We start from the raw sequence: 25,365 nt of genomic DNA on the forward strand, positions 1-25,365 counted from the left end.
GGTTTTGAGCCTACAGAGCCTGAACAGTGACGTGACCACAGTAATTGCTACTGAGGGAGTCACGATGTCCACCATCAACGCCGCGAAGCCGGCAAAAACGTCTTCCACCGACCACAGCCGCGCGCAGTTCTATGCGCAATGGCTCTGGCCGGCGACGTCAGTAATCAGCGTCCAAGGCGAGTTGGACGCGTCCAACGCCACCGAGCTGACCGAATGCGGAATCCGGAACAGCAGGCCGCGCGGACAGCTGGTCCTGGACCTGAGCGAAGTCGAGTTCTTCGGCGCAGGGTGCTTCGCCTGCCTACACACCCTCAACGTGCGGTGCGCCTGCGAGGGCATCGACTGGGTCCTGATCCCCAGCACCGCTGTTTCCCGGGTATTGGGGATCTGCGATCCCGCCTGCGCGTTGCCGGTCTCCAACGAGCTTCCGGCCGCCCTGTCGATGCTGCGCGATCAGCCACGGCAGCTTCAATTGGTGAACGTGCATCACTGACGTCGCGCCGAGGTCCCCTGCCGCCGGATGGTCAGCGAGATGCCCAGCGTCGGCTCGGGACTGCCGGTGCGCTCGAAATCGGCATCGTCGACAAAGCTGTCCACGCGATCGGTGAGCGCTTCCAATACCCGGCGGCTGAAGCCGCTCAAGACGGCACTGCCAGGGGCGTTGTCGGCAAGGGCACAGTCCGTCGACACGCGGACGTTGAGTTCGTGGGGGCGGGGGTCTTGCACCAGTACCAGGTAAGCCCCTGGCGAGGCGATGCCGATCAGCACTGTGCACGCTTCATCAACCGCCAGCGCCAGATCATCCGCTGTATCGCTGCTGAGGTCTTCATAGTCGGCCAGACAGCACGTCATCGCTCTCACCACGGCCAGCGCCTCGACTCTGGCAGGCACCCTGAGTTCCACGGCTCGCGGCCCGCTGGTGTGGCCAGATCCCCCGTGGGGTATCCGCCGACCGTGCAGCACAGTGAGCCGAGGTCCCGGTACCCGCTCAGATGACATACCTGTCGCGTACCCGCGGCGTTCCAGTCGCTAAACCAAAGGGGCGGACCCGATGAGGCTACGTCGAAGCGTCATCGGCGATCCGGGGCTCCGCCGGGTACGTCGTGGCCGTGGATTCGGTTACCGCGACGACGAGGGCGCTGCTGTCACTGATCCGGCGACGCTGAAGCGCATCGAGGATCTGGTCATTCCGCCGGCTTGGAAGAAAGTCTGGATATGTCCCTACCCCAACGGACACATCCAGGCCGTCGGCACCGACGTCGCGGGACGGCGGCAGTACCTCTATCACTCTCAATGGCAGCAGGAGCGCAGCGAGGAGAAATTCGACCGGGTGCTGGAGTTGTCGGCCGGGCTGACTGACTGGCGCACCGACATCGCAACTGATCTGCGTCGACGCGGGCTGACCCGCGATCGCGTACTGGCACTTGGCCTTCGCTTGTTGGACCTCGGATACTTCCGGGCCGGCGGCGATCAGTACGCCCAGGAGAATAATTCGTTCGGCATCGCGACGCTGCTGCGTGAACACATCACCCTGCGGCCGGATGCAGTCGGATTCGACTATCCGGCCAAGAGCGGCGTGCGCCGCGCGCTGGTGGTGGAAGATCCAGCGGTGGTACGGGCGGTGCGGTCGCTGCAGCGGGCTCGTGGCAATGACGATCGCCTACTGGCATACCGCAACTCGTCGGAATGGACCGAGGTCCACGCCGACGACCTCAATGTGCGGTTCAAAGAGATGGTCGGTGACGAGTACACCGTGAAGGACCTGCGAACGTGGCACGGCACAGTGCTGGCGGCCGAGGCGTTCGTCGACGCGGATCCGCCGGTCGACGACAAGGTGATCAAACGCGTCGAATCCGCGGTAATGCGCGAAGTCTCCGAGGCTCTCGGCAACACCCCGGCGGTGGCCCGTAGCGCCTACGTCGACCCGCGGGTGGTCGACGCATATCGGGACGGATTGACGATCGCAGCCGGATTCCGCCGCGCTACCCGCACACGGAACAGCGACAGACGCCAGGAGATCCTGGATCGCAGTACAGCCCGGTTGATCCGAAAGGTGGCCCGACGGGCATGACCGAACCCTGGAGCGTTTGATCAAACGGCCACGGGGTATTCGGGCCGCATGACCCGCGAAGACGTGCCCGACGAGGTGCCCGTTGCCGATGCACTCGAGCAGCAACGCGAGCAGACCGACTCGGTGCCCGACGCCGAAGCCCCGGTCTCCGATGTGGACAGCCCACCGCTGGAGGCGACAGAACCTGACTGGCAGGAACAACGCGAGGTGGTCGCCGACGACGCGGGTCGCGACGAGTTCGACCGCGAAGACGGCGAGACGCTGCCCGGGTGAGGGTAGGGCGTCATGGCCGGAGAAGGTGACCCCGAAGACAAACCGCGACGAGTACGGGCGGCGCTACTTGCCGCCCTGCTGGTGGTCTCCCTGGGTCTGTTGCTGACCTGCTGCCCGGCCAACCGCGACGGCATGTCGGGCCAGCTCGCCCAGGCGATGGAAGAGTCGGTGGCCGCCGCCCGCAGCGGGGCATACGCGCTCGACCTCCGGACACGTGACCGGTCCACACCGCAACTGGTGAGCGTTCAGATCTCCGATGCGCGTGACGAGATCGCCAAGGCCTACAAGGGAATTGCCGACCTCAAAGCCAGTTATCCGGTCGATCTCGACCGCCAGAGAATGCTCACCGAAGCCATGACGACCATGATCGGTCAACTCAATGCCGCATCCGCGCGGGTCCGCGAGATCGCCACCGAACCCGACTTGACCGTACTGCGCACCCAACTCCTGACATCGGCCGCCGCGCTGGAAGCCGGCTACCGCTGATGAAGAAGTTCTTCGCGGTAGCGCTGGGGATCCTGACCGCGATCGGTGGGTTCCTCGACATCGGCGACCTGGTGACCAACGCCGTGGTCGGTTCGCGGTTCGGTCTCGCACTCGTCTGGGTTGTGCTCGTGGGCGTGGTCGGCATCTGCTTGTTCGCCCAGATGGCGGGCCGGGTCGCCGCGGTCAGCGGGCGAGCCACGTTCGAGATCATCCGGGAACGCCTGGGCCCGCGCACCGCCGCGGCCAACCTGAGCGCATCGTTTCTGATCAACCTGATGACGCTGACCGCCGAGATCGGTGGTGTGGCACTGGCCCTGCAACTTGCCACCGACGTCGGACGGATGCTGTGGATACCGGTGGCAGCCGTGGCGGTGTGGCTGGTGGTCTGGCGGGTCAAGTTCTCGGTCATGGAGAACACCGCCGGTCTGGCGGGCCTGTGCCTGATCGTGTTCGCCGTCGCCGTCTTTGCCCTGCAACCGCATTGGGGCGAGCTCGCCCATCAGGTCGCGCAACCGGTGATCCCGGAATCCGAGTCCTCCGCGACGTACTGGTACTACGCGATCGCACTGTTCGGCGCGGCAATGACGCCGTACGAGGTGTTCTTCTTCTCCTCCGGTGCCGTAGAAGAGCATTGGAAGACAAAAGATCTCGGGGTCTCACGCCTCAACGTCCTGGTCGGGTTCCCGCTCGGCGGCATCCTGTCGGTCGCCATTGCCGCCTGTGCGACGTTGGTTCTCCTGCCGAATCAGATCGAGGTGACGTCGCTGTCTCAAGTGGTGATGCCGGTTATCGAGGCCGGCGGCAAGCTGGCCCTGGCGTTCGCGATCATCGGCATCGTGGCGGCCACATTCGGCGCGGCCCTTGAGACCACACTGTCCAGCGGCTACACCTTGGCGCAGTTCTTGGGGTGGCCGTGGGGCAAGTTCCGCCGTCCGGCCGAGGCATCCCGCTTCCACGTGGTGATGTTCGTGAGCATCGTCGTCGGTGCCGCCGTTCTGTTCACCGGCGTCGACCCGGTCATGGTCACCGAGTACTCGGTCGTGTTCTCGGCTATCGCACTCCCCCTGACCTACCTGCCCATCCTGATCGTGGCCAACGATCCGGAATACATGGGCGACAAGACCAATGGAAGGTTGCTCAACATGTTCGGGTCCGTGTACCTGGTGATAATCGTGGCGGCCTCGCTGGCGGCCATTCCGCTGATGATCGTGACCGGGGCAGGCCAGTGAGAATCGTCGACGCGCGCCTGCACCTGTTGGACCGGCAGATACTCGACGACGACGGCGCCCCGGTCGGCATCGTCGACGACCTCGAACTCGACGGCATCGAGGCCGATGTGGATATCGAACCGGGCAGCCCGGCACCATACGTCAGCGCGATCCTGTCCGGTCAGGTGGTGATGACCCGGATCCTCGGCGGCGCGCCACCGCGGTCGATGCTGCACGAAATTCCGTGGCAGCAGGTCGCTTCGGTCGCCGTGACCGTGCAACTGACGGACTCCGAACTGCCGTCGGACACCGATTGGGTAGAGCGCTGGTTGCGCGATCACATCGTCGCCCGCATCCCGGGAGGGCGTCATGCAGCTGAGTAACCTGCTGGGGCTCCGCGTGCTGGATGCCGGCCACCACCCCGTCGGTACCGTCATCGATGTCCGGCTCAAGATCGCAGACCATAGCGGGGAGCGACCAGGCCGCCCAGAACTGGCCGGCCTGGTCGTGAGCCCCCGTACTCGCTCGTCGTACCTGGGTTACGAACGTACGGGCATCAACGCCCCGGCCCTCATCGCAACCATCGCCGCATGGCGCCATCGAGGCACCTTTCTGGCGGCATGGGAAGACGTGGCCCGGATCGGGTCCGACCACGTCACGCTGCGTGTCGGCTACAGCCGACGTTCGCCGGCCCTGCCGACTCAGTGACCCCGTCACCGTGGCAGTGCCACAGCAATTCGGTGAGGGCGTACTCACTGAGAGCCTGCCGCTGCTCGCGCTCGATGACATCGGCGATCCGCTCGAAAACGGACGGTGCTGGTCCGGCCATGTTTCTCACCTCGACTCCAACAAGTTGCGGTATACCCCGCCCGGTACCCCAACAAACCGACGGGCCGGTTTACCAGAGACCGTCGACGGGCATACCTCAACCGCCATGACGACGCTCTTCAACGCTCCGGAACCGGGGCTTCCGCCTGCGAAGGGGCCCATCTCCGCCGCGCTGATCGACAGGCTCGGCGATCGCGCACCGCACAACCACCTCGAACCGGTCTGGATTCCGCTGCGCGATTCCGATCCGCTCGGCCTGGATGTGCAGCTGTCGCTCTATCTCTGCTACGAACTGCACTACCGGGGATTCTCCGGTGTCGATCAGGACTGGGAGTGGAACGCCGGCCTGTTGCACCTTCGCTCGCAGTTCGAACGGATCTTTCTCGCGGCGGTCCGCCGCGAGGTCGGCAGAATCGACCTCGAGGACTCTGCCGAGCGAGAGATGGCGCGCTTGTCGGTCGAGCCCCGTGACGGCACCGGCCCGTCGTATCACCTTCGTGATGCGGGCACGTGGGAGCAGATGCGCGAGTACTTCGTGCACCGGTCGCTGTACCACCTCAAAGAGGGTGACCCGCACGCCTGGCTGATCCCCCGCCTCAGCGGCCAGGCCAAGGCCGCCTTCGTCGCCGTCGAATACGACGAATACGGCGCCGGCTCGTCAGACCGCATCCACCAGAACCTGTTCGCCGACCTCCTGAAAGAGGCCGAGCTGGACGATGCCTACCTCGGCTATCTCGACGCGGTACCGGCCGAAAGCCTCGCGTTGGTCAATCTGATGTCCATGTTCGGCCTGCATCGACGACTACGTGGCGCCGCCACCGGGCACTTCGCGGCCACCGAGATCACCTCTTCACCGGGGTCGCAGCGCCTGGTGGCCGCCCTGGAGCGGCTCGAGGCGCCCGAGGCGTGTGTCCGGTTCTACCGTGAGCATGTCGAAGCCGACGCGGTACACGAGCAGGTCGTCCGCCACGATGTGGTGGGCGACCTCGTGCGGCGCGAACCCGAACTCGACCGCGACGTGGTGTTCGGGATGCGGGCGTTCGCCGCCATGGAGGACAGGTTGGCCGATCACCTGATGAAAAGCTGGCTGGCCGAACGTAGTTCGCTATGCCGACCGCTTTCCTGAGCTTGGGCAGGACCGCTTGATCTTGCGGTGGCTGGTGTCACACAACGGATAGGTCTTGGACCGGCGACACGTACAGATGGCCACCATGAACCGATCGGATTCGACGGTGCTCCCGTCGGGCAGCTCGATTCGGACGGGCCCTTCGACGAGGATCGGCCCCCCCTGGACCACTCGCACTGCCCGGCGATCGGTCATGGCTTGTCCGCCCGGATGACGACCAGTTCTTCTTCCGTCCGGTCATCGGTCAGACGCCCGGTGTCTCGAAGCCACGGAGCTTGTAAGTGCAGCACCGGTCCGAACGGAATTCGTTGGGTGACATAGATGTCCGCATCCAGCCCACCCGCACGCAACAGCCTCACCGACTCCGTGACGTCGGCGAACTCGGATTGGACGAGGTACAGAGATCCGCCTTCCGCCAGCATTTCGACAGCCGAGCGGCACAATGGGTCGAGGATCAGCCGACCGTCCGGACCGCCGTTCCAGGAAGCCATCGGGCCGGTCGACAGCATCATTCCGGCAGAGGTTTCCGGTGCCACCGGAACGTAGGGCGGGTTGCACACGACGATGTCGAACGGTTCGTGTTCCAGCGCCTGAGTCCACGAACCGAGCCTGGCGTCGACATCGACCTGTGCAGCCAATGCGTTGGCCTGGGTGCATCGCACCGCGCTCGGCGAAATATCCAGCGCGGTAACCGCACTGGCGCCCAGCTCGGCCGCGGCAATGGCAACCACTCCGCTCCCGGCGCACAGGTCCACCACCCGGCGGCCGGACACCACACCGTTGCGCGTGAGGGCATCGATGAGCAGCCATGAGTCCTGCTGCGGGCAATAGACGTTCTCCGCGCCAACGGCAATGCTTCCGGAAATCACCCCTATTCGGTACCCATCCGGGCGCCAGGCAAACTCGCTTGTCGCGAACGCCACGATTAGGCACGTCACGTTTAGTGCCTGCGCATCAGGGAATCCAAGGTGTGCGTGGAGAAGCCGCGTAGTAAACACCAATCCACTCCTGAAGCGGAAAGGTAGAGCATGACCGAGAAGAACTCAGGACCTGAAGAAGGCATCAAGGGCGTCGTCGAGGACGTCAAGGGCAAGGCCAAGGAAGCTGTCGGCACCGTGACCGGGCGCGAAGACCTCGTTCGTGAGGGCAAAGCGCAGCAGGACAAGGCCGATGCGCAGCAGGACGCCGCCAAGAAGGAGGCCGAAGCCGAATCGGCCCGGGCGGGTGCCAAGGCCGCCGAGAAGCGCGAGCAGGCGAGCCAGCGTCCCTAGCCCGGCCTGATTGAAAGAGATGGCCCAGCAACAACCTGTTGCTGGGCCATCTCGTGTATTCAGGTCAGCTGTTCGGCGCTTGCCTGATCACATCGGGATGCTCTGCGTACCACCGTTCTTCGAGGCGACGCACGCGCTGGTGAGCGACCAGGAGCCAGAGCCCGCCGCCCAGCAGTCCCACCGCGGCGAGAATCGCGAGCACCACCGCTGCTCCGGTGTTACCGGTCGCGAAGCCGACCAGGCATGCAACAAACATCACCAGACCCACACCGACCAGGATCAGAGCGGGCATGTTGCGGTTGTCTTTCATCGACTCGCCGGCATGCGGCCTGGTTGTCCTGGTGTGGTCGACGGGGTCGTCGGGACCTTTCATTGTTTCTCCCTTTCACTCATAGCGCGGGTATTGGCCGACCTTGAGTAGTCCGGCCAGGTGCGCCGCGTTGCGCGCGGCCGCGGCGGTGGCGTCGGCGACGGGATCGGGCACCTCGTCGAGATCCAGGTAATCGGTGCCGTGCATGGCCTCGCCGTTCCAGTACGTACAGCCCTGCGCCGGAATGGTGTAGCCGATGTCGTTGAGCGCCTGGAAGAGATCGGCGACCGTCTTGTGCGCGCCGTCCTCGTTGCCGACAACCGACACCAGCGCCACTTTGCCCGCCAACACCGGGCGGCCGGCGTCGTCGGTATTGGAAAGCTCGGCATCCAGCCGCTCGAGAACGCGCTGCGCGATGCTCGCCGGGTGCCCGAGCCATACCGGTGTCGACAGCAGCAGGATGTCGGCGTCCAGAATCTTCCTACGGATCTCGGGCCACTGGTCGTCGCCACCCATATCGGCTTCGACCCCGGGCTCGATGATGAAGTCTGCGCACCGGACCGACTCGGTGCTGACGCCGAGCACACCGAGATTCTCGCGAACCTGATCGGCGATCAGCTCGCTACTGGACTCGGCCGGCCGGCGTTTGAGACTGCAGACCAAAGCCAGCGCAGTCAGGTTCGGCGCGGTCATGGGTCCGAGGCTTCCCAGGACCGGGACGGGCTAAACCTCCGGGCCGACCCGCTGGTGGGCGGTGAGCAGTAACCGGTCGAACACCACGCGGCTCGGAAGCGTCTCGGTGTAGTCGAGCGCCAGAAAATCTCGTGCCAGCTGCTCGGCAAGCAGGCGCAGCTTGGTGTTGGTTTCCTGTGACCGCCATTTCAGCAGCTCGAACGCCGCATCTTCGTCGAGCCGGTAGATCAGCATCAACATGCCTTTGGCCTGCTCGATCGCACCACGGGCCTCGGCGATCTCGGCCACCACCTCGGTGACCGCCTGCTGCCGCGCCCGCGCGACGGACGGAGAGACGTCGACGTAGAAACCGTGCGTTCCGATGACCGCGCCGGAGTCATCGAAGAGCTGATCCCCGACGACGACGACCTGGTGGACGTCGCCGGCCGTATCGATGATCCGGTGTCGGGTGCTGAACGCACCCGAGGTGCGCCGCATCTCAAGCAGGGTGGCTGCCACCTGCCCGTAGTCCTCGGGGTGCTTGTGGGACAGCACCACCTCGGTCGTCGGGTTCGCGGTACCCGGTTCATACCCGTGCATCCGCTCCACCTGCGGCGACCATTCCCAGCGCTCATCGGCGAAGTAGAACCTGAACCAGCCGACCCGCTGCGCCTCACCGCCGGCAAAGGCATGCTCAATCGGCGAGTTGCGGTTTCCCTCGGCCGAGTCACTCGTCACGGGGTTGAGAATAACGCGCCGGGCTGGCGGCAACTCAATTGATTGTCACAGGTGAGGTCTACATTCGGCGCTGTGAGACGGCTTCGGATCAAGGTCCTCATCGCAGCCGGGGTCGCGGCGGCGATCGCAAGTCATCTGGCCGGGGTCGGCACGGCATGGAGCCTGGTCATCGGCGTCCTGTTGCCGCTGACCTTGGCGGCCACGCCACGGTTCGTCGCGGGCGCCTTCCACGGTGCCCGCACACCCGGCGTCCGTGAGCAGGCCGCCACCCAGATGACCGGGCTGGAGTTCGAGGATCGCGTGGCCCAGGTGGCCCGCAGCTGTGGACTGCCGGTGATCATGACCCCTCTCACCGGCGACTGGGGGGTGGATCTGATCGTCGGTCGCAGGCCCAATCGGATTGCGGTGCAGTGCAAATGCCTGTCACGTCCGGTGGGGGCCGGCGCCGTACAGGAGGTCGTCGCGGGCGCTCCGATGCAGGATTGTGCCAGGACCATGGTGGTCACCAACAACGAATTCACCCCGGCTGCACGCAAACTCGCCGAACTGCACGGGTGCGAGCTGGTGGGCGGAGCAGAGTTGCCCAGGCTCAAGTCGATCCTGCGTCGCGCGGCGTCGGCGGAACGTGCGCCCTAGCCCGCCAGCGGTGATCTCAGTGCAGCCCGCACCGCGTCGAGGCACGCATCGATCTCGGTACGCGTGACGGTCAGCGCCGGCCGGAACCGCACCGAGTCGGTGCCGCTCGGCAGCATGATGACGTGGCTGCCCCACAACCGGCGAATCAGCTCGTCGCGGGCGGCGGGCGAAGGCAGGCTGAATGCGCACATCAGACCGCGCCCTCGCGGATCGAGCACGGTATCGGCGAAATCCACTGCCAACTCCCGTAACTGGCCGAGAAGGTAGTCGCCGATCAGCGCGGCATTGCGCAACAGTCCGTCGGACTCGATGACCTCCAGGATGCGGCGCGACCGCACCATGTCGACCAGGTTGCCACCCCAGGTGGAGTTGATCCGCGAGCTGGCGGTGAACACGTTGTCGACGACCTCGTCGACCCGCCGGCCGGCCATCACGCCACACACCTGGGTTTTCTTGCCGAACGCGACGATATCCGGCGTGACTCCCAATTGCTGGTAGGCCCAGGCGGTTCCGGTGATACCACACCCGGTCTGCACCTCGTCGAAGATCAGCAGGGCGTCGAATTCGTCGCATAGCTCCCGCATCGCGGAGAAGAACTGCGGCCGCATGTGCCGGTCACCACCCTCACCCTGGATCGGCTCGGCGATGAAGCAGGCGATGTCGTCCGGGTTGGCCTCGAACGCCGCCCTTGCCTGCCGTAGCGAATCAGCTTCGACCGCAGCAATATCCACCCCTGGTCGCAGGTACGGGGCATCCATGCGGGGCCAGTCGAACTTGGGGAAGCGGGCCACCTTCACCGGGTCGGTGTTGGTCAGCGACATCGTGTATCCGCTGCGGCCGTGGAAGGCTCCGCGCAGGTGGAGCACCTTGGTACCGAGGGCCGCGTCGATCCCGCGGGCCTCGTTGTGGCGGCTCTTCCAGTCGAACGCCACCTTGAGAGCATTCTCGACCGCCAGGGCTCCGCCGTCGACGAAGAACAGGTGCGGAAGGTCCGGGTCTCCGAGTACCCGGCGGAAGGCGTCGACGAATCGGGCCAACGGCACGCTGTAGATGTCGGAATTGCTGGGCTTGTTCACCGCGACCCGGGCCAGTTCGGCCCGGAAATGTTCGTCGTCGGCCAGCGCCGGATGGTTCATCCCGAGCGCGGACGAAGCGAAGAAGGTGAACATGTCCAGGAAACGGTCGCCGGTACGTGCATCCACCAGATAGGAGCCCCGGGAGCGGTCGAGGTCGAGGACGAAATCGAAGCCGTCGGTCAGGATGCTGCGGGCCAGGACGGCTCGTACCTGGTCAGGCGTTACCTGCGGCGTAGGTGTCAACACTGCAGTCATGACACCATCTTAGCGGAATCTTTACGGTGAATATGGGACTAAACCGTAATCGTTACGGAACGTAGTCTCGTCCGCTGTAAAATGTCTGCAAGATGATCGTGCTGCGCGTGCGGACGTTGGCAGCGGTCCTGATCCGCTGGAGCAGGTCCTCCAACGCCCGCGCCGAGGCCACCCGAACCAGCAGGACGTAGCTCTCGTCACCGGCCACCGAGTGACACGACTCGATTTCGGGGATGTGCTGCAACCGGGCGGGTGCATCATCGGGTTGAGACGGATCGAGAGGGGTGATGGCGACGAACGCCGAGAGCATGTTGCCCAGCGCCTCGGGGTTGAGCCGCGCAGCGTATCCGGTCACCACGCCCCGCGACTCCAACCGGCGCACCCGCGCCTGCACCGCCGAGACCGACAATCCGGCCACTGCGGCCAGCTGCGCCAGTGTGGCCCTGCCGTCGGCCACCAGCGCGCGGACGAGAGTCCGGTCGGTGTCGTCCAGCACGTGCTCGTCGGCTTCACCCATGGTCGGAAACTGTAACGCCGCCACCAACCAGAAAGGCAGACGATGACCACCACCGAACGGACCGACCTCCCCACGGCAGAGGTGTTGCGCCGGCGGGTACGGCAGGCTCTCGATGCTGTGGGGGCGACGGCGGAACTGGGTGAACCGACCGCCCCGGGTCCCGGCCTGCACGCCAGCACCCCGATCAGCGGCGACGTATTGTTCACGCTGCCAGAGGACAGTCCCGATCAGGTCGATGCTGCGATCACCGCTGCGGCACAGGCCTTCTCGACATGGCGCACCACTCCGGCACCGGTACGCGGCGCGTTGGTGGCGCGGCTGGGCGAGTTGCTCGTCGAGCACAAGGCAGATCTGGCGACACTGGTGACGGTGGAGGCGGGCAAGATCACCTCAGAGGCACTGGGCGAGGTCCAGGAAATGATCGACGTCTGCCAGTTCGCGGTCGGGCTGTCACGCCAGTTGTACGGTCGCACCATCGCTTCCGAACGTCCCGGGCACCGACTGATGGAGACGTGGCACCCGCTGGGCGTCGTCGGCGTGATCACCGCGTTCAACTTTCCGGTTGCGGTGTGGGCGTGGAACACCGCGATCGCCCTGGTGTGCGGCGATACCGTGGTGTGGAAACCCTCTGAGCTGACTCCCCTGACCGCGATCGCCTGTCAGGCGCTGATCGAACGCGCCGCAACCGATGTCGGTGCGCCCACGGAAGTGAGCCGGCTGATCCTCGGCGGGCGCGAGTTGGGTGAACGACTGGTCGACGATCCGCGGGTGGCGCTGCTCAGCGCGACCGGTTCGGTGCGGATGGGCCAACAGGTGGGTCCGCGCGTTGCCGCCCGGTTCGGCAAGGCGCTGCTCGAGTTGGGTGGCAACAATGCCGCGATCGTGACTCCCTCGGCCGATCTGGATCTCGCCGTGCGCGCCATCGTGTTCTCCGCCGCGGGCACCGCGGGACAACGCTGCACCACGCTGCGCCGGTTGATCGTGCACTCGTCCATTGCCGACGACCTGGTGTCCCGAATCGTCGCGGCCTACCAGAGCCTGCCCGTCGGTGATCCGAGTGTGGACAGCACCCTGGTCGGCCCGCTCATCCACACCCGCGCCTATCGCGACATGGTCGGGGCGTTGGAGCAGGCCCGCGCCGATGGCGGCGAGGTGTTCGGCGGTGAGCGTCACGACCTGGGTGACGAGGGCGCGTTCTACGTGGCTCCCGCAGTGGTCCGGATGCCTGCGCAATCCGCGGTGGTGCACACCGAGACGTTCGCGCCGATTCTCTACGTCCTGACCTACGACGATATCGACGACGCGATCGCCCTGAACAATGCGGTGCCACAAGGGCTTTCCTCGGCCATCTTCACCACCGATGTGCGCGAGGCCGAGCGGTTCATGGCCGCCGACGGATCCGACTGCGGTATCGCCAATGTCAACATCGGGACGTCGGGCGCCGAGATCGGCGGGGCGTTCGGCGGCGAGAAGCACACCGGCGGTGGCCGCGAATCAGGCTCGGATGCCTGGAAGGCGTACATGCGTCGCGCGACCAACACGGTCAACTATTCCTCCGAGCTGCCACTGGCTCAGGGCGTGCACTTCGGCTAGCCGGCTCAGCCGTCCTGTTGACACACGACGTCGACGTACACGGTGGTGAACTGCAGCGCGGTGGTGCGTGTGGCGGGCACCCCGTGCACATCGGTCACCCTGCACTGCGACAGCGGAACTCCGTTGTCCCCGTTGATCTGAACGGTGTACCCGGCAGCCGTCAGGTCCCGCACCACATCGGCGGCTCTGGTACCGCCGGTGGGTGCTGCCGAGGCCGGGGCGGCAGCACCCAGGAACCCCACTACCACTGCCACAGCGCATATCGATCGGTTCATCTGGAGGCCCTCCCGCATCCGTAGGTTTCACCTATCGATACGCACTGTGGTTACATCCGGTTCAGGCCGGCCGCTCCGGCGGCCGTGGGGCCAACACCTCGATGCTCCCGCCTCGCTCTCGGACATCGAAGTGCGGCAACGGCTTCGGCGCGATCGGAAGTTGGTGTGTGAGTACCTGGCCGGCCGGCGAGAACGACGTCACGTGGCACGGGCAGCGAAGGCTGTCCACGGCGCCGTCGAACCACAGCTTGCACCCCTGATGGGTGCATACCCCCGATACGGCATCGACCTTTCCTCCCGCCCGCCGGACGAATCCCGACACCGTGCCGAGGTCGAACGACAGCACGGAACCCTCTGCGAGATCGGCGCTTCTCGCCACCGGCAGCCACTCGCCGTCGTTGGGCACCAGGTCAGCACCGTCGGCCTGCGCAGGCTCGGTGGGCTGCTCCCGGTCGGACACGACATGGTCGATCGATACGGCGGCGACGGCCGCGGTCGCCGCCGCGGCGGTGCCCACGATGACCTGCCGGCGGGTGGCCGACGGCCCCGGCCGCGCCGGTTCGTCCGCTTCTGCATGGGAAAGCTGTTGGGCGATACGGCTCTTGAGGTCATCGACGAACTCCGGCCGGGGTTCGACTGCGTCGGGACGTGCTGCCCGCAGTTCGATCGCCGCGCGAATCTGTGCGGCGTCGAAGTCGTCGGCCGGGAAGGATTCGGGTCGTCGCCCGGCGAGTAGATCGTCGACGTATTTGCGTACCCCGCGCCTGGTCACCGTGACTCTCCCTCGTTGATCTGAGCGGCCAGAGCGGACCTCGGCCACGCTCGCCGAGAGCCGCAGCGGCCGAAGCGCGGCCAAGAAGACCTCCGAGGTCAGGTCCTCGGCGTCGGCGTGGCTGCCCAACCGCGCGTAGAGCAATCGGTACACCCACGTCAGGTTGTCGTCGTACACGGCGTCCCAGCTCGGATAACACCCCTCCGGCACGATCCGCAGTTCCGGGCGCTCACGTCCGACAGGCATCGAGCATCCTCAGCACCGGCCACCCGCCTTTCACCATGCGGGAACCCGGAGCAGGCTCCCGCACACCTAGATAGAGCGGCGGGTTACACGCGAACGGCGTCCGCATCTGACCAGCATCCACCGGTGTAACCCGGCGCGCTATCTCCTGATGACCGTTTCTGCGCCGCTCTCGACACAACGGAGGTTCCGATGGTCCGACGATTCCCTGCCTCTGCGGCCGTTGCCGCCCTGGCAATAACGGCGGCGTCCGCGTGCTCCGGTGCGCCGGCCGCGCCGGCAAGCACATCGTCGGCACCGGTCCCCGGAACCGCCGTCAGCATCGACAACTTCGCGTTCGCTCCCGCCACGCTGACGGTGCACCGTGGCGACACCGTGACGTGGACCAATCACGACGAGGAACCGCACACCGTCGCGGCCGGCGACGGCTCGTTCCGCTCCCCCGGCATGGACTCCAACGCCACCTTCAGCTTCACCTTCACCAAACCGGGTAGCTACGACTACATCTGCTCGATTCACCCCTCCATGCGCGGCACCGTGGTGGTGACCTCATGACCGATTCGCACGCCATGAGCCGTCGCCAACTCATCCGCCACGGCGCCTGGTTCGGCGCCGCGGTCGGTCTCGCGGTGGTCGGCGGTGAGGTGATCTCGCATGCCGCGGTCAAACCCACCGCGGTGGTGTCGGGGCCGACGATGCGTTTCGCCCAGGTCTCCGACAGCCATATCGGGTTCAACGGATCCGCCAATACCGATGTGGCCGGGTCCTTCGGCCGGGCGATCGACCAGATCAATTCGCTGGACTACACCCCGGATTTCGTCATCCACACCGGTGATCTCACGCACCTGTCCACGCCCGCACAGTTCGATCGGGTCAAGCAGATGATGGGCGACCTCAAGACACCGCTCGTGTTCACGGTGCCCGGCGAACACGATTCGGTCGACGACGCCGGCCAGAAGTACCGGTCGGTGTTCGGAGCGGGCGCCCGCGGCGACGGGTGGTACAGCTTCGACATCGCCGGGGTACACGTCATCGGGCTGGTCAACACGTTGAACCTGAAGAAGCTGGGGCATCTCGGCGTCGATCAACTGGACTTCATCGAGAAGGACGTCGCCCCGTTGTCCTCGGACACTCCGATCGTGGTGTTCAGCCACATTCCGTTGTTCGCGATGTACCCGGACTGGGGCTGGGGTACCGACGACGCCACTCAGGCGTTGAGCTACCTGCGCCGGTTCGCCTCGGTCACCTGTCTCAACGGTCATGTGCACCAACTGTTCTCGAAGACCGAGGGCAACGTGACGTTCCACAGCGGTACCACCACCGCCTATCCCCTGCCGCATCCCGGCGACGGTCCGGCGCCCAAACCGCTGACCCTCCCTGCCGGTCGCCTGCACGACGCCCTGGGAATCCGGGAAGTCAGCTACACCAAGGGCACCACGGCACTGGCGCTCAAGGAGGACCGGCTGTAAGCAGGAGGCATGCAGATTGAGAACTCGGTGGCGGTCATCACCGGCGCCGGATCGGGAATCGGCCGTGCGCTGGCCACATCGTTCGCGGCGGCAGGTGCACGCGTGGTCGCCGCCGACCTCGACGCGGAGTCGGCCGAGCAGACGGCGGCCCAGATCCGTTCCGGCGGCGGGCAGGCACTGGGTGTTCGGGCCGACGCCGGTGTCACCGCCGATATCGAGGAGCTGACCACCACCGAGTTCGGCCCGGTCGACATCTACGTCGCCAACGCCGGGATTCTCGGCGCACCGGGCCTCGGCACCGACGAGGACTGGGATTCGATCCTGGACGTCAACCTGCGCGCACATATCCGCGCCGCGCAAGTGCTTGTGCCGCAATGGTTGTCGCGCGGAGGCGGATACTTCGTATCCCTTGCCTCGGCGGCCGGTCTACTGTCCCAGATCGGAGCCGCCGGGTATGCCGTGACCAAACACGCCGCGGTCGGCTTCGCCGAATGGCTGGCCATCACCTACGGCGATGACAACATCGGGGTCAGCTGTGTGTGCCCGCTGGGTGTGGACACCCCGCTCCTCGACGCGGTACGTACTTCGGCCGATCCGGACGCCGCGGCCGGTGCCGCGTCGATCGTGCAGTCCGGCGAGGTCATCAGTGCAGAACAGGTGGCCACCGCAACGGTCGAGGCCGTGCAGTCGGGCCGGTTTCTCGTGCTGCCGCACCCGCAGGTGCTCGACATGTACCGGCACAAGGGTTCCGATTACGACCGGTGGATCGCCGGGATGCGCCGCTACCAGCGCTCACTGCGCGCCGGCCGATGAGCGGCCCGCCGCAGGCAACGATTGCGGCGGCACGTACACGCCCAGCGATATGCGGTGCCACCAGACGTGTTCGTGCCGCAGCTCGGTCCAGGTGCTGAACTCGTACCGGTACAGCGTCGCCCGCACGTATCGCGGCGGATCGTCCGGGAAGGGATTGCACCGCAGCAGCTTCAGCGTGTCTCGATCGTTCTCCAGCAGCCGGGTCAGCAGCATGCGCAGCCAGCCGTGGGCGTAGGCCGGTGAGATGGCGGCGAACCACATCAGCCAGTCCAAGCGAAGGTGATAGGGCGCGAACTGCCGCGGCCATCGACGGACATCGCCGGGCTTGCCCTTGAACTCGTACTCCTTCCACACGGTGTGCTCACCCAGGCTGGCGTCCGAGGTGCCCTCCAAAACCACTTCGTCACGGGTGCGGCCGACGGTGCCGAACGCGCCGTACGAATTCACCAGGTGATAGCGGGTGTACGAGGCATTCATCCGCTGACGTTTCGAGATGAGGTTGCGGGCCGGCAGGTAGCTCATCACCGCCACCGCGGCCGCGAATCCGACCACCGCCACGATGAACCACACTGGGGTCGGGCCGAATTGATGTTCAGGAACCGGGAACAGTGCGGCGGCACTGGAATCCGACACCGCGCTGAAGGCCAGGACGATGGTGATCCAGTTGAGCCAGGCGAAGTTGCCCGACGCGACCAGCCACAGCTGGGTGACGATCACGACGAGCGCGGCCCCACTGGCCACCGGTTGCGGGGCGAACAAGGCGAACGGCACGATGAGTTGGGCAAAGTGGTTGCCGGCCACCTCGATTCGGTGCAGGGGCTTGGGCAAATGGTGGAAGAACCAGCTCAGCGGCCCCGGCATGGGTTGCGTTTCATGGTGGTAGTACAGGCAGGTGAGGTTGCGCCAGCACGGATCACCTCGGAGTTTGATCAGCCCGGCGCCGAACTCGACCCGGAACACGAGCCACCGGGCCAACCACAGCACCAGCAGCGGAGGGCCGACGTCGTCGTTGCCCAGGAAGGTCACCAGGAACCCGGCTTCCAGCAGCAGCGATTCCCACCCGAACGAGTACCACGTCTGGCCGACGTTCACGATCGACAGGTACAGCGCCCACAGGAGCAGCCAGGCCGGCATCGCGACCCACAGCGGCACCATGTCGCCGCAACCGACGAGCAGGGCGGCGGCGAGCAACGCACCCGTTGCGCACACGCCGGCGAAGAAGCGGTCGGTGTAGTGAAACTGAAACAGGCTCGGGGCGCTGCGGAATGAGTTGGCAGCCAGGAATCGCGGGATCGGCAGCAGGCCGCGCGCACCGAGGAGGCCGCGGAACTGCCGGGCCGCCACGATGAACGCGATCAGGTAGATCGCGGCGGTTCCCCGCTGCAATACCTGTCGGGCCAACCAGTATTCGTCTGCGATGAACCATTCCATGCGCGGACCTGACGACGTTGCGGGTCTGTCCACGAGAACGGTACCCCGAATCGGGGCATTTCATGCGCGGTACGCCGACGCTAGCGGCGCCGCAGGGTCAACCGGAAGCCGGCCGGCATCATGGTCAGGCGCTCCTGCACCTGCAGCGTGTAGTCCGGATCGGCGATCAGGTCATAGCGGCGGATCAGCACGGCGAGCATCAACACGGCTTCATGGAGGGCGAACTGTCTACCTATGCAAGATCTTTCACCGGTCCCGAACGGCTTGTACAGGCCACCGGGGCGCGTCCGCATCTGCTCCGGGGTGAACCGGTCGGGGTCGAATGCCTCAGGGTCGTGCCCCCAGCGCGGATCCCGGTGCAGGGTCGAGGTCAGGGCCAGCGCCCAGTCACCCTTGCGCATCGGGTGCATTCCGGCCAGCACGGTGTCCTCGCGGGCCGCCCGGTAGTAGGCCGGAACCGTCGGCTGCAACCGCAATGACTCGTCGAGAACGCGCCGGACATACCGTAATTTGGCGACCTTCTCGAACTCGGGCCGCTGCTCGTCGCCCCACACCTCCTCGACCTCGGCGCGGGCCCGGGCCAGCACCTCCGGGTGCCGCGACAGGAAGTACAGCGCGAATGACAAGGCACCGGAGGTAGTTTCGTGGCCGGCGATCAAGAAGTTGATCAGCTGGTAGCGAATGTTGGCGGCGTCGAGATCGGACTCCAGCATGATTTGCAGCAGGTCGTCGTGGCGCCCCGATGGCTGTGTCCGCCGTGCGGCGACGATGTCGTCGGCCAGGCCGTGCAGATAACGTGCGTCGCGGTGGAGCCGGTGCTCGTAGCGCCGGTAGGCGAACGGGGGCAGGAATGTTTCCCGCAGCACCCCGAGGCGGTCAGCGGCCAGCAGCGCCGAGACCATGTGGGCAACGAACGGGTGGACGGTGTCGCTCTGGAAACACCGGAACGAGTACCCGGCAGTGCACCGCCCGATGGTCTCCAGGGTGACCCGGGTGGTGTCGGCCGAGACATCGACGGTTTCGCCGGCGCCGGCCTGCTGATCCCAATGGTCGGTGAGCTCGTCGGCGACGTCGAACATCACCGCGTGATAGCGGCGCATCGCGGACTGGCTGAACGCCGGCATCAGCAGTTGATGCGCCGTGAGCCAGTTCGGCTCGTCGTTGTAGGCGGTGAACAGTCCATCGCCCGCCACGATCCGCAGGGCCTCGATATCGGGGCCCACATGCTTGCAGAACCGGGTTTCGTCGTTGAGATCGTTGACCGCGTCGGCACCGGCGGCCACCACGTAACGGGCACCCAGGAACCGGAACTCGCAGATGGGCCCCAGCTCGGCCATGCCCATGGCGTTCTGCATCGAGGAATCCGGCTGCAGACCGAAGATGTCACCGAGCAGGGGCACCCGCCGCGGTGGGTGGGGCAGTTTCGGATACTTGGCACCTTCAGGTGAGGTCCGCGCGCCCACGACGGTCATGACACCAGATTTCCGCCTTGTTATACATGTGTCAAGTAAGGGCCTGGCGTTAGGCTGCAGTCGTGGGTGCCGAGTCGAGACGCCGGCTGTCCCCCGCCGACAGACGCAACGAGCTGTTGGCGCTGGGAGCCGAGGTGTTCGGCCAGCGACCGTACGACGAGGTCCGCATCGACGAGATCGCTGAGCGCGCCGGGGTCTCTCGCGCCCTGATGTACCACTACTTCCCCGACAAGCGGGCCTTCTTCGCCGCCGTCGTCCGAGCCGAGGGCGAGCGGTTGTTCGAGGCCACCAGCACGCCTCCCGAGCCTGGTCAGAGCCTGTTCGGCCAGCTGCGCGCCGGCGTTCTGGCCTATCTGCGCTACGACGAGGAGCATCCGCACGGCGCTTGGGCCGCGTACATGGGTCTGGGTCGCACCGACCCAGTGCTGCGCGGCGTCGACGACATCGACAACGACCGCCAGGCCGACCGGATCATGGGCCGGATCAGCGACGCGATATCCGAGCCCCTCGACGCCAAGGTCGAACGCGATCTGCGGGCCACCGTGTACGGCTGGCTGGCCCTGACCTTCGAGATGTGCCGACAACGGCTCAAGGACCCCTCGATCGACGCGGGATTCGTCGCCGACAGCTGCGCGCACGCCCTGCTCGACGCCATCGGCCGGGTGCCGGGCCTGCCCGCCGAACTGGTGTGTGCGGCTGCTCCCGAACACCGCTGAAACCCACTTGTCGGTGCTGCGCGGCAGGATGGCTAGATGACCACCACGCCGGCAGACCCGCTGGCCCGGTTCAGTGCGCTGACCCGGGAGTGGTTCACGGCCGCCTTCCCGGCCCCGACGGCTGCCCAGGCCCAGGCCTGGTCCGCCATCGCCGAGGGGCACAACACCCTGGTCATCGCCCCCACCGGGTCGGGTAAGACCCTCGCCGCGTTCCTGTGGGCCATCGACGAGCTGGCCCAGTTGCCGCCCGATCCCCGCTCCGGCACCACCGTGCTCTACGTATCGCCGCTCAAGGCCCTGGCCGTCGACGTCGAACGCAACCTGCGCACCCCGCTGACCGGGATCACCCGGGTGGCCGAACGTCACGGGGTGCCGGCCCCGTCCATCAGCGTCGGCGTCCGCTCCGGGGACACCCCGCCCAGTGCGCGCCGCGCGATGCTGGCCAAGCCGCCCGACATCCTGATCACCACGCCGGAATCCCTGTTCCTGATGCTGACCTCGGCGGCCCGCGAGACCCTTGCCAACGTCCGGACCGTGATCGTCGACGAGGTCCACGCCGTCGCCGCCACCAAACGTGGTGCGCACCTGGCCCTTTCACTCGAACGGCTCGACCAGCTGCTCGACAAACCCGCCCAGCGGATCGGCTTGTCGGCCACGGTGCGTCCTCCCGAGGAGGTGGCCCGGTTCCTGTCGGGCCAGGCCCCCACCACCATCGTCGCCCCGCCGTCCGGCAAGACCTTCGACCTCTCCGTGCAGGTCCCGGTGCCGGACATGGCCAACCTCGACAACAACAGCATCTGGCCCGACGTCGAGGAGCGCATCGTCGACCTGATCGAGTCACACCAGTCCTCGATCGTGTTCGCCAACTCCCGCCGGCTGGCCGAACGGCTGACCTCACGTCTCAACGAGATCCACGCCGAACGGACCGGAGTCGAGCTCTCACTCGACCACAATCCGGAGGTGGGTGGTGGCGCCCCGGCCCAACTCATGGCCAGCGGTCAGGCCAACGGCGCGCCGACGCTACTGGCCCGCGCGCACCACGGTTCGGTCAGCAAGGAGCAGCGGGCCCAGGTCGAAGACGACCTCAAGACCGGCCGGTTACGCGCCGTGGTCGCCACCTCCAGCCTGGAGCTGGGCATCGACATGGGTGCGGTCGATCTGGTGATCCAGGTCGAGTCGCCGCCGTCGGTGGCCAGCGGGCTGCAGCGCATCGGACGTGCCGGGCACCAGGTCGGCGAGATCTCCCAGGGCGTGCTGTTCCCGAAGCACCGCACCGATCTGATCGGCTGCGCGGTGACGGTGCAGCGCATGCGCTCCGGTGACATCGAGACCATGCACGTGCCGGCCAACCCGCTCGACGTGCTGGCCCAGCACACGGTGGCGGCGGCCGCCCTGGAGCCGGTGGATGCCGACGCATGGTTCGACGCGGTGCGCCGCAGCGCTCCGTTCGCCACGCTCCCGCGCAGTGCGTTCGAAGCCACGTTGGACCTGTTGTCCGGCAAGTATCCGTCCACCGAGTTCGCCGAGCTGCGGCCACGCCTGGTCTACGACCGCGACCACGGCATCCTGACCGGCCGCCCGGGCGCCCAGCGCCTGGCAGTCACCTCCGGCGGGGCCATCCCAGATCGCGGGCTGTTCACCGTGTACCTGGCCACCGAATCGGAAAAGCCTTCCCGGGTCGGCGAACTCGACGAAGAGATGGTCTACGAATCTCGCCCCGGCGACGTCATCTCCCTGGGCGCAACCAGTTGGCGGATCACCGAGATCACCCACGACCGGGTTCTGGTGATCCCCGCCCCGGGTCAGCCGGCCCGGCTGCCGTTCTGGCGTGGCGACAGCGTGGGACGGCCCGCCGAATTGGGCGAGGCGGTCGGGGCATTCACCGGGGAACTCGCCGCGCTAAATCGCGCTGAGTTCGATGAGCGTTGCCAGACAATGGGTTTCGCCGGTTTCGCCACCGACAACCTGTACCAGCTGTTGCACGACCAGCGCGAGGCCACCGGTGTGGTCCCCAGCGACAGCACTTTTGTGGTGGAGTGTTTCCGGGATGAGCTGGGCGACTGGCGGGTGATCCTGCATTCTCCGTACGGCCTGCGGGTCCACGGGCCGCTGGCCCTGGCGGTCGGTCGACGGTTGCGGGAACGCTACGGCATCGACGAGAAGCCCACCGCCTCAGACGACGGCATCATCGTGCGGCTGCCCGACAGCGGCGAAACCCCGCCCGGTGCAGACCTGTTCGTGTTCGACGCCGACGAGATCGAACCCATCGTCACGGCCGAGGTGGGCGGTTCGGCGTTGTTCGCGTCCCGCTTCCGCGAATGCGCCGCGAGAGCCCTGCTGCTGCCGCGCCGGCACCCCGGCAAGCGATCCCCGTTGTGGCATCAACGGCAACGCGCCGCGCAACTGCTCGACATCGCCCGCAAGTACCCGGACTTCCCGATCGTGCTGGAAACCGTGCGCGAATGCCTGCAGGACGTCTACGACGTTCCCGCCCTGACCGAGCTGATGCGCCGGGTGGCCCAACGCCGGCTGCGCGTGCTCGAGGTGGAGACCGCCACCCCGTCACCGTTCGCGGCCTCGCTGTTGTTCGGCTACGTGGGTGCGTTCATGTACGAGGGCGACAGTCCGCTGGCCGAGCGGCGCGCGGCCGCGCTGGCCTTGGACACCGTGCTGCTCTCCGAACTGCTCGGCCGGGTGGAACTCCGCGAACTGCTGGATCCGGCGGTCGTCGCCTCTACTTCGGCACAGCTGCAACACCTGACGGAAGAACGAGCCGCGCGCGACGCCGAGGCCGTGGCCGACCTGTTGCGGATGCTGGGCCCGCTCACTGAGGCCGAGATCGCCGAGCGCGCCACCACCGACACCATCGGGGGCTGGCTCGACGGGCTGCACTCCGCCAAACGCGCGCTGCCCGTGACCTACGCCGGCCAGACCTGGTGGGCAGCAGTAGAAGACATCGGACTGTTGCGCGACGGGGTCGGGGCGCCGGTACCCGTCGGGGTGCCCATGGCATTCACCGAATCCATCGACGACCCCCTCGGGGATCTGATCGGACGCTACGCCCGTACCCACGGCCCGTTCACCACCACCGAGGTCGCCGTGCGGTTCGGGCTCGGCCTGCGGGTGACCGCAGATGTGTTGGGCCGCATGGCTGTCGACGGCCGGCTGGTGCGCGGCGAGTTCGTCGATGATCTTCCCGGCGATCAGTGGTGCGACGCCGAGGTACTGCGCATCCTGCGCCGTCGCTCATTGGCCGCGTTGCGCGCCCAGGTCGAGCCCGTCAGCATCGCCGCCTATGGCCGCTTCCTGCCGTCCTGGCAGCACGTGGGGTCCAACCACAGCGCTGGTATCGACGGGTTGGCCTCGGTGATCGAGCAACTGTCCGGAGTCCTCCTGCCCGCGTCGGCCGTGGAATCGCTGGTGTTCGGGCAGCGGGTTCGCGACTATCAGCCGGCGATGTTGGATGAGCTGCTCGCTTCCGGGGAGGTCATGTGGTCCGGTGCCGGGCAGATCGGCAGCAGTGACGGTTGGGTGACGTTCCACCTGGCCGAGACTGCGCCACTGACGCTACTGATCCCTGCAGAGATCGAGTTCACCGACACCCACCGGGCCATCATGGAGACGCTCGGGCACGGCGGGGCGTATTTCTTCCGTCAGCTGGCCGATCAAACCGCCGAATCCGAGCTCAAAACGGCGCTGTGGGAACTGATCTGGGCCGGCTGGATCACCGGAGACACCTTCGCACCGGTGCGGGCGATGCTGTCGGGTCCCCGACGGTCAGGGGCACCCGCACACCGTCAGCGTCAGCGTCCACCCCGGCTCAGCCGCTACAGCGTCGCACGCCCGCACAGCCGCGCGGCTGATCCGATGGTGTCCGGCCGGTGGTCGACACTACCTGGTGCCGAACCGGATTCGACCGTGCGGGCGCACTTCCAGGCCGAGCTGCTGTTGAACCGGCACGGGGTGCTGACCAAGGGGGCAGCGGCAGCCGAGGGCGTGCCGGGCGGGTTCGCCACGTTGTACAAGGTGCTGAGTGCATTCGAGGACGCCGGCCGCTGCCAGCGGGGCTACTTCGTCGAGTCACTCGGCGGGGCCCAGTTCGCGGCGGCCTCGACCGTCGACCGACTCCGGTCCTATCTCGACGGCGTCGATCCCCGGCGCCCCGAGTACCACGCCGTGATGCTCGCCGCGACCGACCCGGCCAACCCGTACGGCGCCGCGTTGGCCTGGCCCGATCGCTCAGGCGACTCCGATGCCCATCGACCCGGCCGCAAGGCCGGTGCCCTCGTCGCACTCGTCGACGGGCAGTTGGTCTGGTTCCTGGAGCGTGGTGGCAAGACCCTGCTCAGCTTCACCTCCGATCCCGACACGCAACGGGCCGCCGCAGGCGCTCTGGCCGAACTCGTGAGCGCCGGGCGCATGCCGTCACTACTGGTCGAGCGGATCAACGGGGTGGCCGTACTCGATCCCGGGGTCGACGAGGATCGCGCCACCGTGCAAGAGGCGCTGCTCGGCGTCGGGTTCGCCCGCACCCCGCGTGGTTTGCGACTGAGGTAGCCGGCCTCACAGGAGGCCTGCGACCTTGTACAGCACGAGCGATCCCGCGACAGCCACGTTGAGGCTGTGGCCCGTACCCACCATCGGAATCTCGACCGCGAGATCAAGCAATTCCATTGCATCGGAAGGTATACCGCCGCCCTCGTTGCCGAGAACCACCACGGTGCGGGAGCGCGCCGCAGGCAGGTCCGCCAGGCGGATCGACTCGTCGGTGAGTTCGACGCCGATGATGCGCGTTGATCGCTCCCGCTGCTTGTCCAGCCAGCCGACGACGTCGCCGTAGATCCAATGGACGCACGACCTGTGCCGCAGCGTGTTTCCCTTACGGAGAGCCTCGGGAACCCATGGCAACCGGGGCACGGCCAGACATGCGCCCACCGCATCGCACGTGCGGAGCAGCGTGCCGAGATTGACCCCATGCTTGGGCCACAGCGGCGCGACGATGATGTGGTTCCAACACTGGTGACGGCCCGAGCGGCGCTGCCGGTGGATCTCTTTACGGGTACGAATACGAGGCGCCGACTGCGGCGCCGTACCGCTCATCGGGGGGCGGGAAC

The 25,365-nt window shown here is 66.6% G+C and carries 29 protein-coding genes and 1 pseudogene; 16 read left to right on the plus strand and 14 right to left on the minus strand.

The annotated features are described in order from the left end of the window. Window positions 1-64: 64 nt before the first annotated feature. Window positions 65-493: an STAS domain-containing protein gene (locus tag AB0876_RS16820; protein ID WP_491838166.1), complete on the plus strand. Its 429-nt coding sequence runs from the start codon at window positions 65-67 to the stop codon at window positions 491-493. Here the strand turns inward: AB0876_RS16820 and AB0876_RS16825 are convergent. Continuing rightward, window positions 487-891 (minus strand): anti-sigma factor, encoded by a 405-nt coding sequence (locus AB0876_RS16825; RefSeq protein ID WP_491838165.1) that lies wholly within the window; start codon window positions 889-891, stop codon window positions 487-489. The two genes, AB0876_RS16820 and AB0876_RS16825, sit on opposite strands and share 7 nt — an antisense overlap. Window positions 892-1,051: 160 nt before the next feature. Between AB0876_RS16825 and AB0876_RS16830 the strand changes: the two genes are divergently transcribed. The 7 genes from AB0876_RS16830 to AB0876_RS16860 all read left to right on the plus strand — a co-directional run bounded on the left by AB0876_RS16830 (window position 1,052) and on the right by AB0876_RS16860 (window position 5,992). Continuing rightward, the gene (locus AB0876_RS16830) at window positions 1,052-2,071 is read left to right on the plus strand and encodes a DNA topoisomerase IB (protein ID WP_491838164.1); all 1,020 of its coding nucleotides are present in this window, start codon (window positions 1,052-1,054) and stop codon (window positions 2,069-2,071) included. 48 nt (window positions 2,072-2,119) lie between these two features. Beyond that, window positions 2,120-2,344 carry a hypothetical protein gene (locus tag AB0876_RS16835; RefSeq protein WP_491838163.1) on the plus strand — a complete coding sequence of 75 codons (225 nt, stop codon included), beginning with the start codon at window positions 2,120-2,122 and terminating at the stop codon, window positions 2,342-2,344. A gap of 12 nt (window positions 2,345-2,356) precedes the next feature. After that, complete coding sequence (locus AB0876_RS16840) at window positions 2,357-2,830, plus strand: hypothetical protein (protein ID WP_491838162.1); 474 nt, start codon at window positions 2,357-2,359, stop codon at window positions 2,828-2,830. Continuing rightward, window positions 2,830-4,059 (plus strand): Nramp family divalent metal transporter, encoded by a 1,230-nt coding sequence (locus AB0876_RS16845; RefSeq protein ID WP_491838161.1) that lies wholly within the window; start codon window positions 2,830-2,832, stop codon window positions 4,057-4,059. Before AB0876_RS16840 ends, AB0876_RS16845 begins: the two co-directional genes overlap by 1 nt. Then, on the plus strand, window positions 4,056-4,421 hold the full coding sequence (locus AB0876_RS16850; RefSeq protein ID WP_491838160.1) for a PRC-barrel domain-containing protein: 366 nt from the start codon (window positions 4,056-4,058) through the stop codon (window positions 4,419-4,421). Before AB0876_RS16845 ends, AB0876_RS16850 begins: the two co-directional genes overlap by 4 nt. Then, a complete protein-coding gene (locus tag AB0876_RS16855) occupies window positions 4,408-4,746 on the plus strand; it encodes a hypothetical protein (RefSeq protein WP_491838159.1) in 339 nt (112 codons plus the stop codon). Before AB0876_RS16850 ends, AB0876_RS16855 begins: the two co-directional genes overlap by 14 nt. A 226-nt stretch (window positions 4,747-4,972) precedes the next feature. Next, on the plus strand, window positions 4,973-5,992 hold the full coding sequence (locus AB0876_RS16860) for an iron-containing redox enzyme family protein (RefSeq protein WP_491839294.1): 1,020 nt from the start codon (window positions 4,973-4,975) through the stop codon (window positions 5,990-5,992). Here AB0876_RS16860 and AB0876_RS16865 read toward each other — a convergent pair. Next, window positions 5,972-6,187, minus strand: a complete 216-nt coding sequence (locus AB0876_RS16865) for a CDGSH iron-sulfur domain-containing protein (protein WP_491838158.1) — start codon at window positions 6,185-6,187, stop codon at window positions 5,972-5,974. The genes AB0876_RS16860 and AB0876_RS16865 overlap by 21 nt on opposite strands. Continuing rightward, the gene (locus AB0876_RS16870; protein ID WP_491838157.1) at window positions 6,184-6,861 is read right to left on the minus strand and encodes a HemK2/MTQ2 family protein methyltransferase; all 678 of its coding nucleotides are present in this window, start codon (window positions 6,859-6,861) and stop codon (window positions 6,184-6,186) included. The genes AB0876_RS16865 and AB0876_RS16870 overlap by 4 nt, the downstream gene beginning before the upstream one ends. A 159-nt stretch (window positions 6,862-7,020) precedes the next feature. Between AB0876_RS16870 and mbp1 the strand changes: the two genes are divergently transcribed. Next, window positions 7,021-7,263, plus strand: a complete 243-nt coding sequence (mbp1, locus tag AB0876_RS16875) for a microaggregate-binding protein 1 (protein ID WP_029107199.1) — start codon at window positions 7,021-7,023, stop codon at window positions 7,261-7,263. 64 nt (window positions 7,264-7,327) lie between these two features. On the opposite strand, the gene usfY is transcribed toward mbp1, so the two are convergent. The 3 genes from usfY to AB0876_RS16890 are packed head-to-tail and all read right to left on the minus strand — an operon-like array spanning window position 7,328 to window position 8,983. Then, window positions 7,328-7,636 carry a protein UsfY gene (usfY, locus tag AB0876_RS16880; RefSeq protein ID WP_491838156.1) on the minus strand — a complete coding sequence of 103 codons (309 nt, stop codon included), beginning with the start codon at window positions 7,634-7,636 and terminating at the stop codon, window positions 7,328-7,330. 12 nt (window positions 7,637-7,648) lie between these two features. Then, window positions 7,649-8,266, minus strand: a complete 618-nt coding sequence (locus AB0876_RS16885; protein WP_491838155.1) for a flavodoxin family protein — start codon at window positions 8,264-8,266, stop codon at window positions 7,649-7,651. Window positions 8,267-8,296: 30 nt separating this feature from the next. Further along, complete coding sequence (locus AB0876_RS16890) at window positions 8,297-8,983, minus strand: PAS and ANTAR domain-containing protein (RefSeq protein WP_491838154.1); 687 nt, start codon at window positions 8,981-8,983, stop codon at window positions 8,297-8,299. 72 nt (window positions 8,984-9,055) lie between these two features. Here AB0876_RS16890 and AB0876_RS16895 point away from each other — a divergent pair, with 72 nt between their 5' ends. Next, window positions 9,056-9,619, plus strand: coding sequence for a restriction endonuclease (locus tag AB0876_RS16895; RefSeq protein WP_491838153.1), 564 nt, complete (start codon window positions 9,056-9,058; stop codon window positions 9,617-9,619). Here the strand turns inward: AB0876_RS16895 and lat are convergent. Beyond that, a complete protein-coding gene (gene lat / locus AB0876_RS16900) occupies window positions 9,616-10,950 on the minus strand; it encodes an L-lysine 6-transaminase (RefSeq protein ID WP_491838152.1) in 1,335 nt (444 codons plus the stop codon). The two genes, AB0876_RS16895 and lat, sit on opposite strands and share 4 nt — an antisense overlap. 52 nt (window positions 10,951-11,002) lie before the next feature. Next, entirely contained in the window at window positions 11,003-11,467 is a 465-nt protein-coding gene (locus AB0876_RS16905) for an Lrp/AsnC family transcriptional regulator (RefSeq protein WP_491838151.1), read from the minus strand. Between the two features lie 42 nt (window positions 11,468-11,509). Here AB0876_RS16905 and amaB point away from each other — a divergent pair, with 42 nt between their 5' ends. Beyond that, window positions 11,510-13,060, plus strand: coding sequence for an L-piperidine-6-carboxylate dehydrogenase (amaB, locus tag AB0876_RS16910; protein WP_491838150.1), 1,551 nt, complete (start codon window positions 11,510-11,512; stop codon window positions 13,058-13,060). 5 nt (window positions 13,061-13,065) lie between these two features. On the opposite strand, the gene AB0876_RS16915 is transcribed toward amaB, so the two are convergent. From AB0876_RS16915 to AB0876_RS16925, 3 genes and pseudogenes are all read right to left on the minus strand, one after another. Beyond that, the gene (locus tag AB0876_RS16915) at window positions 13,066-13,314 is read right to left on the minus strand and encodes a hypothetical protein (protein WP_491838149.1); all 249 of its coding nucleotides are present in this window, start codon (window positions 13,312-13,314) and stop codon (window positions 13,066-13,068) included. Between the two features lie 82 nt (window positions 13,315-13,396). Continuing rightward, window positions 13,397-14,107 (minus strand): Rieske (2Fe-2S) protein, encoded by a 711-nt coding sequence (locus tag AB0876_RS16920; RefSeq protein ID WP_491839293.1) that lies wholly within the window; start codon window positions 14,105-14,107, stop codon window positions 13,397-13,399. Window positions 14,108-14,137: 30 nt separating this feature from the next. Further along, window positions 14,138-14,353 (minus strand): annotated as a pseudogene (locus AB0876_RS16925) (RNA polymerase sigma factor); the annotation flags it as partial. Window positions 14,354-14,542: 189 nt separating this feature from the next. Here AB0876_RS16925 and AB0876_RS16930 point away from each other — a divergent pair. From AB0876_RS16930 to AB0876_RS16940, 3 genes are read left to right on the plus strand one after another with little or no spacing between them, the layout of a single operon-like run. Further along, a complete protein-coding gene (locus tag AB0876_RS16930) occupies window positions 14,543-14,905 on the plus strand; it encodes a cupredoxin domain-containing protein (RefSeq protein ID WP_491838148.1) in 363 nt (120 codons plus the stop codon). After that, a complete protein-coding gene (locus tag AB0876_RS16935; RefSeq protein ID WP_491838147.1) occupies window positions 14,902-15,819 on the plus strand; it encodes a metallophosphoesterase family protein in 918 nt (305 codons plus the stop codon). The genes AB0876_RS16930 and AB0876_RS16935 overlap by 4 nt, the downstream gene beginning before the upstream one ends. A 9-nt stretch (window positions 15,820-15,828) precedes the next feature. Beyond that, window positions 15,829-16,632: an SDR family NAD(P)-dependent oxidoreductase gene (locus AB0876_RS16940; protein WP_491838146.1), complete on the plus strand. Its 804-nt coding sequence runs from the start codon at window positions 15,829-15,831 to the stop codon at window positions 16,630-16,632. Here AB0876_RS16940 and AB0876_RS16945 read toward each other — a convergent pair. Both AB0876_RS16945 and AB0876_RS16950 read right to left on the minus strand, forming a co-directional pair. Next, window positions 16,612-18,063, minus strand: a complete 1,452-nt coding sequence (locus AB0876_RS16945) for a lipase maturation factor family protein (protein ID WP_491838145.1) — start codon at window positions 18,061-18,063, stop codon at window positions 16,612-16,614. The genes AB0876_RS16940 and AB0876_RS16945 overlap by 21 nt on opposite strands. An 80-nt stretch (window positions 18,064-18,143) precedes the next feature. Beyond that, entirely contained in the window at window positions 18,144-19,535 is a 1,392-nt protein-coding gene (locus tag AB0876_RS16950) for a cytochrome P450 (RefSeq protein ID WP_491838144.1), read from the minus strand. A gap of 62 nt (window positions 19,536-19,597) precedes the next feature. On the opposite strand from AB0876_RS16950, the gene AB0876_RS16955 reads away from it, so the two are divergent. Then, window positions 19,598-20,251, plus strand: a complete 654-nt coding sequence (locus AB0876_RS16955; RefSeq protein WP_491838143.1) for a TetR/AcrR family transcriptional regulator — start codon at window positions 19,598-19,600, stop codon at window positions 20,249-20,251. A 36-nt stretch (window positions 20,252-20,287) separates the two neighbouring features. Next, the gene (locus AB0876_RS16960; protein WP_526042434.1) at window positions 20,288-24,808 is read left to right on the plus strand and encodes an ATP-dependent helicase; all 4,521 of its coding nucleotides are present in this window, start codon (window positions 20,288-20,290) and stop codon (window positions 24,806-24,808) included. Between the two features lie 6 nt (window positions 24,809-24,814). On the opposite strand, the gene AB0876_RS16965 is transcribed toward AB0876_RS16960, so the two are convergent. Continuing rightward, window positions 24,815-25,351, minus strand: a complete 537-nt coding sequence (locus AB0876_RS16965) for a TrmH family RNA methyltransferase (RefSeq protein WP_491838141.1) — start codon at window positions 25,349-25,351, stop codon at window positions 24,815-24,817. Between the last annotated feature and the right edge of the window lie 14 nt (window positions 25,352-25,365).

This window comes from Mycobacterium sp. NPDC049093, from assembly GCF_040704635.1.
In the GTDB taxonomy this organism is placed as follows: Bacteria; Actinomycetota; Actinomycetes; order Mycobacteriales; family Mycobacteriaceae; genus Mycobacterium.

Bases quoted from the DNA above. Each gene is read 5' to 3' on its own strand.
- AB0876_RS16845 (WP_491838161.1), top strand. From the start codon at position 2,830: ATGAAGAAGTTCTTCGCGGTAGCGCTGGGGATCCTGACCGCGATCGGT.
- mbp1 (WP_029107199.1), top strand. From the start codon at position 7,021: ATGACCGAGAAGAACTCAGGACCTGAAGAAGGCATCAAGGGCGTCGTC.
- usfY (WP_491838156.1), bottom strand. From the start codon at position 7,636: ATGAAAGGTCCCGACGACCCCGTCGACCACACCAGGACAACCAGGCCG.
- AB0876_RS16830 (WP_491838164.1), top strand. From the start codon at position 1,052: ATGAGGCTACGTCGAAGCGTCATCGGCGATCCGGGGCTCCGCCGGGTA.
- AB0876_RS16950 (WP_491838144.1), bottom strand. From the start codon at position 19,535: ATGACCGTCGTGGGCGCGCGGACCTCACCTGAAGGTGCCAAGTATCCG.
- AB0876_RS16855 (WP_491838159.1), top strand. From the start codon at position 4,408: ATGCAGCTGAGTAACCTGCTGGGGCTCCGCGTGCTGGATGCCGGCCAC.
- AB0876_RS16935 (WP_491838147.1), top strand. From the start codon at position 14,902: ATGACCGATTCGCACGCCATGAGCCGTCGCCAACTCATCCGCCACGGC.
- AB0876_RS16930 (WP_491838148.1), top strand. From the start codon at position 14,543: ATGGTCCGACGATTCCCTGCCTCTGCGGCCGTTGCCGCCCTGGCAATA.
- AB0876_RS16835 (WP_491838163.1), top strand. From the start codon at position 2,120: ATGACCCGCGAAGACGTGCCCGACGAGGTGCCCGTTGCCGATGCACTC.
- amaB (WP_491838150.1), top strand. From the start codon at position 11,510: ATGACCACCACCGAACGGACCGACCTCCCCACGGCAGAGGTGTTGCGC.
- AB0876_RS16965 (WP_491838141.1), bottom strand. From the start codon at position 25,351: ATGAGCGGTACGGCGCCGCAGTCGGCGCCTCGTATTCGTACCCGTAAA.
- AB0876_RS16820 (WP_491838166.1), top strand. From the start codon at position 65: ATGTCCACCATCAACGCCGCGAAGCCGGCAAAAACGTCTTCCACCGAC.
- AB0876_RS16945 (WP_491838145.1), bottom strand. From the start codon at position 18,063: ATGGAATGGTTCATCGCAGACGAATACTGGTTGGCCCGACAGGTATTG.
- AB0876_RS16905 (WP_491838151.1), bottom strand. From the start codon at position 11,467: ATGGGTGAAGCCGACGAGCACGTGCTGGACGACACCGACCGGACTCTC.
- AB0876_RS16885 (WP_491838155.1), bottom strand. From the start codon at position 8,266: ATGACCGCGCCGAACCTGACTGCGCTGGCTTTGGTCTGCAGTCTCAAA.
- AB0876_RS16960 (WP_526042434.1), top strand. From the start codon at position 20,288: ATGACCACCACGCCGGCAGACCCGCTGGCCCGGTTCAGTGCGCTGACC.
- AB0876_RS16940 (WP_491838146.1), top strand. From the start codon at position 15,829: ATGCAGATTGAGAACTCGGTGGCGGTCATCACCGGCGCCGGATCGGGA.
- AB0876_RS16860 (WP_491839294.1), top strand. From the start codon at position 4,973: ATGACGACGCTCTTCAACGCTCCGGAACCGGGGCTTCCGCCTGCGAAG.
- AB0876_RS16840 (WP_491838162.1), top strand. From the start codon at position 2,357: ATGGCCGGAGAAGGTGACCCCGAAGACAAACCGCGACGAGTACGGGCG.
- lat (WP_491838152.1), bottom strand. From the start codon at position 10,950: ATGACTGCAGTGTTGACACCTACGCCGCAGGTAACGCCTGACCAGGTA.
- AB0876_RS16865 (WP_491838158.1), bottom strand. From the start codon at position 6,187: ATGACCGATCGCCGGGCAGTGCGAGTGGTCCAGGGGGGGCCGATCCTC.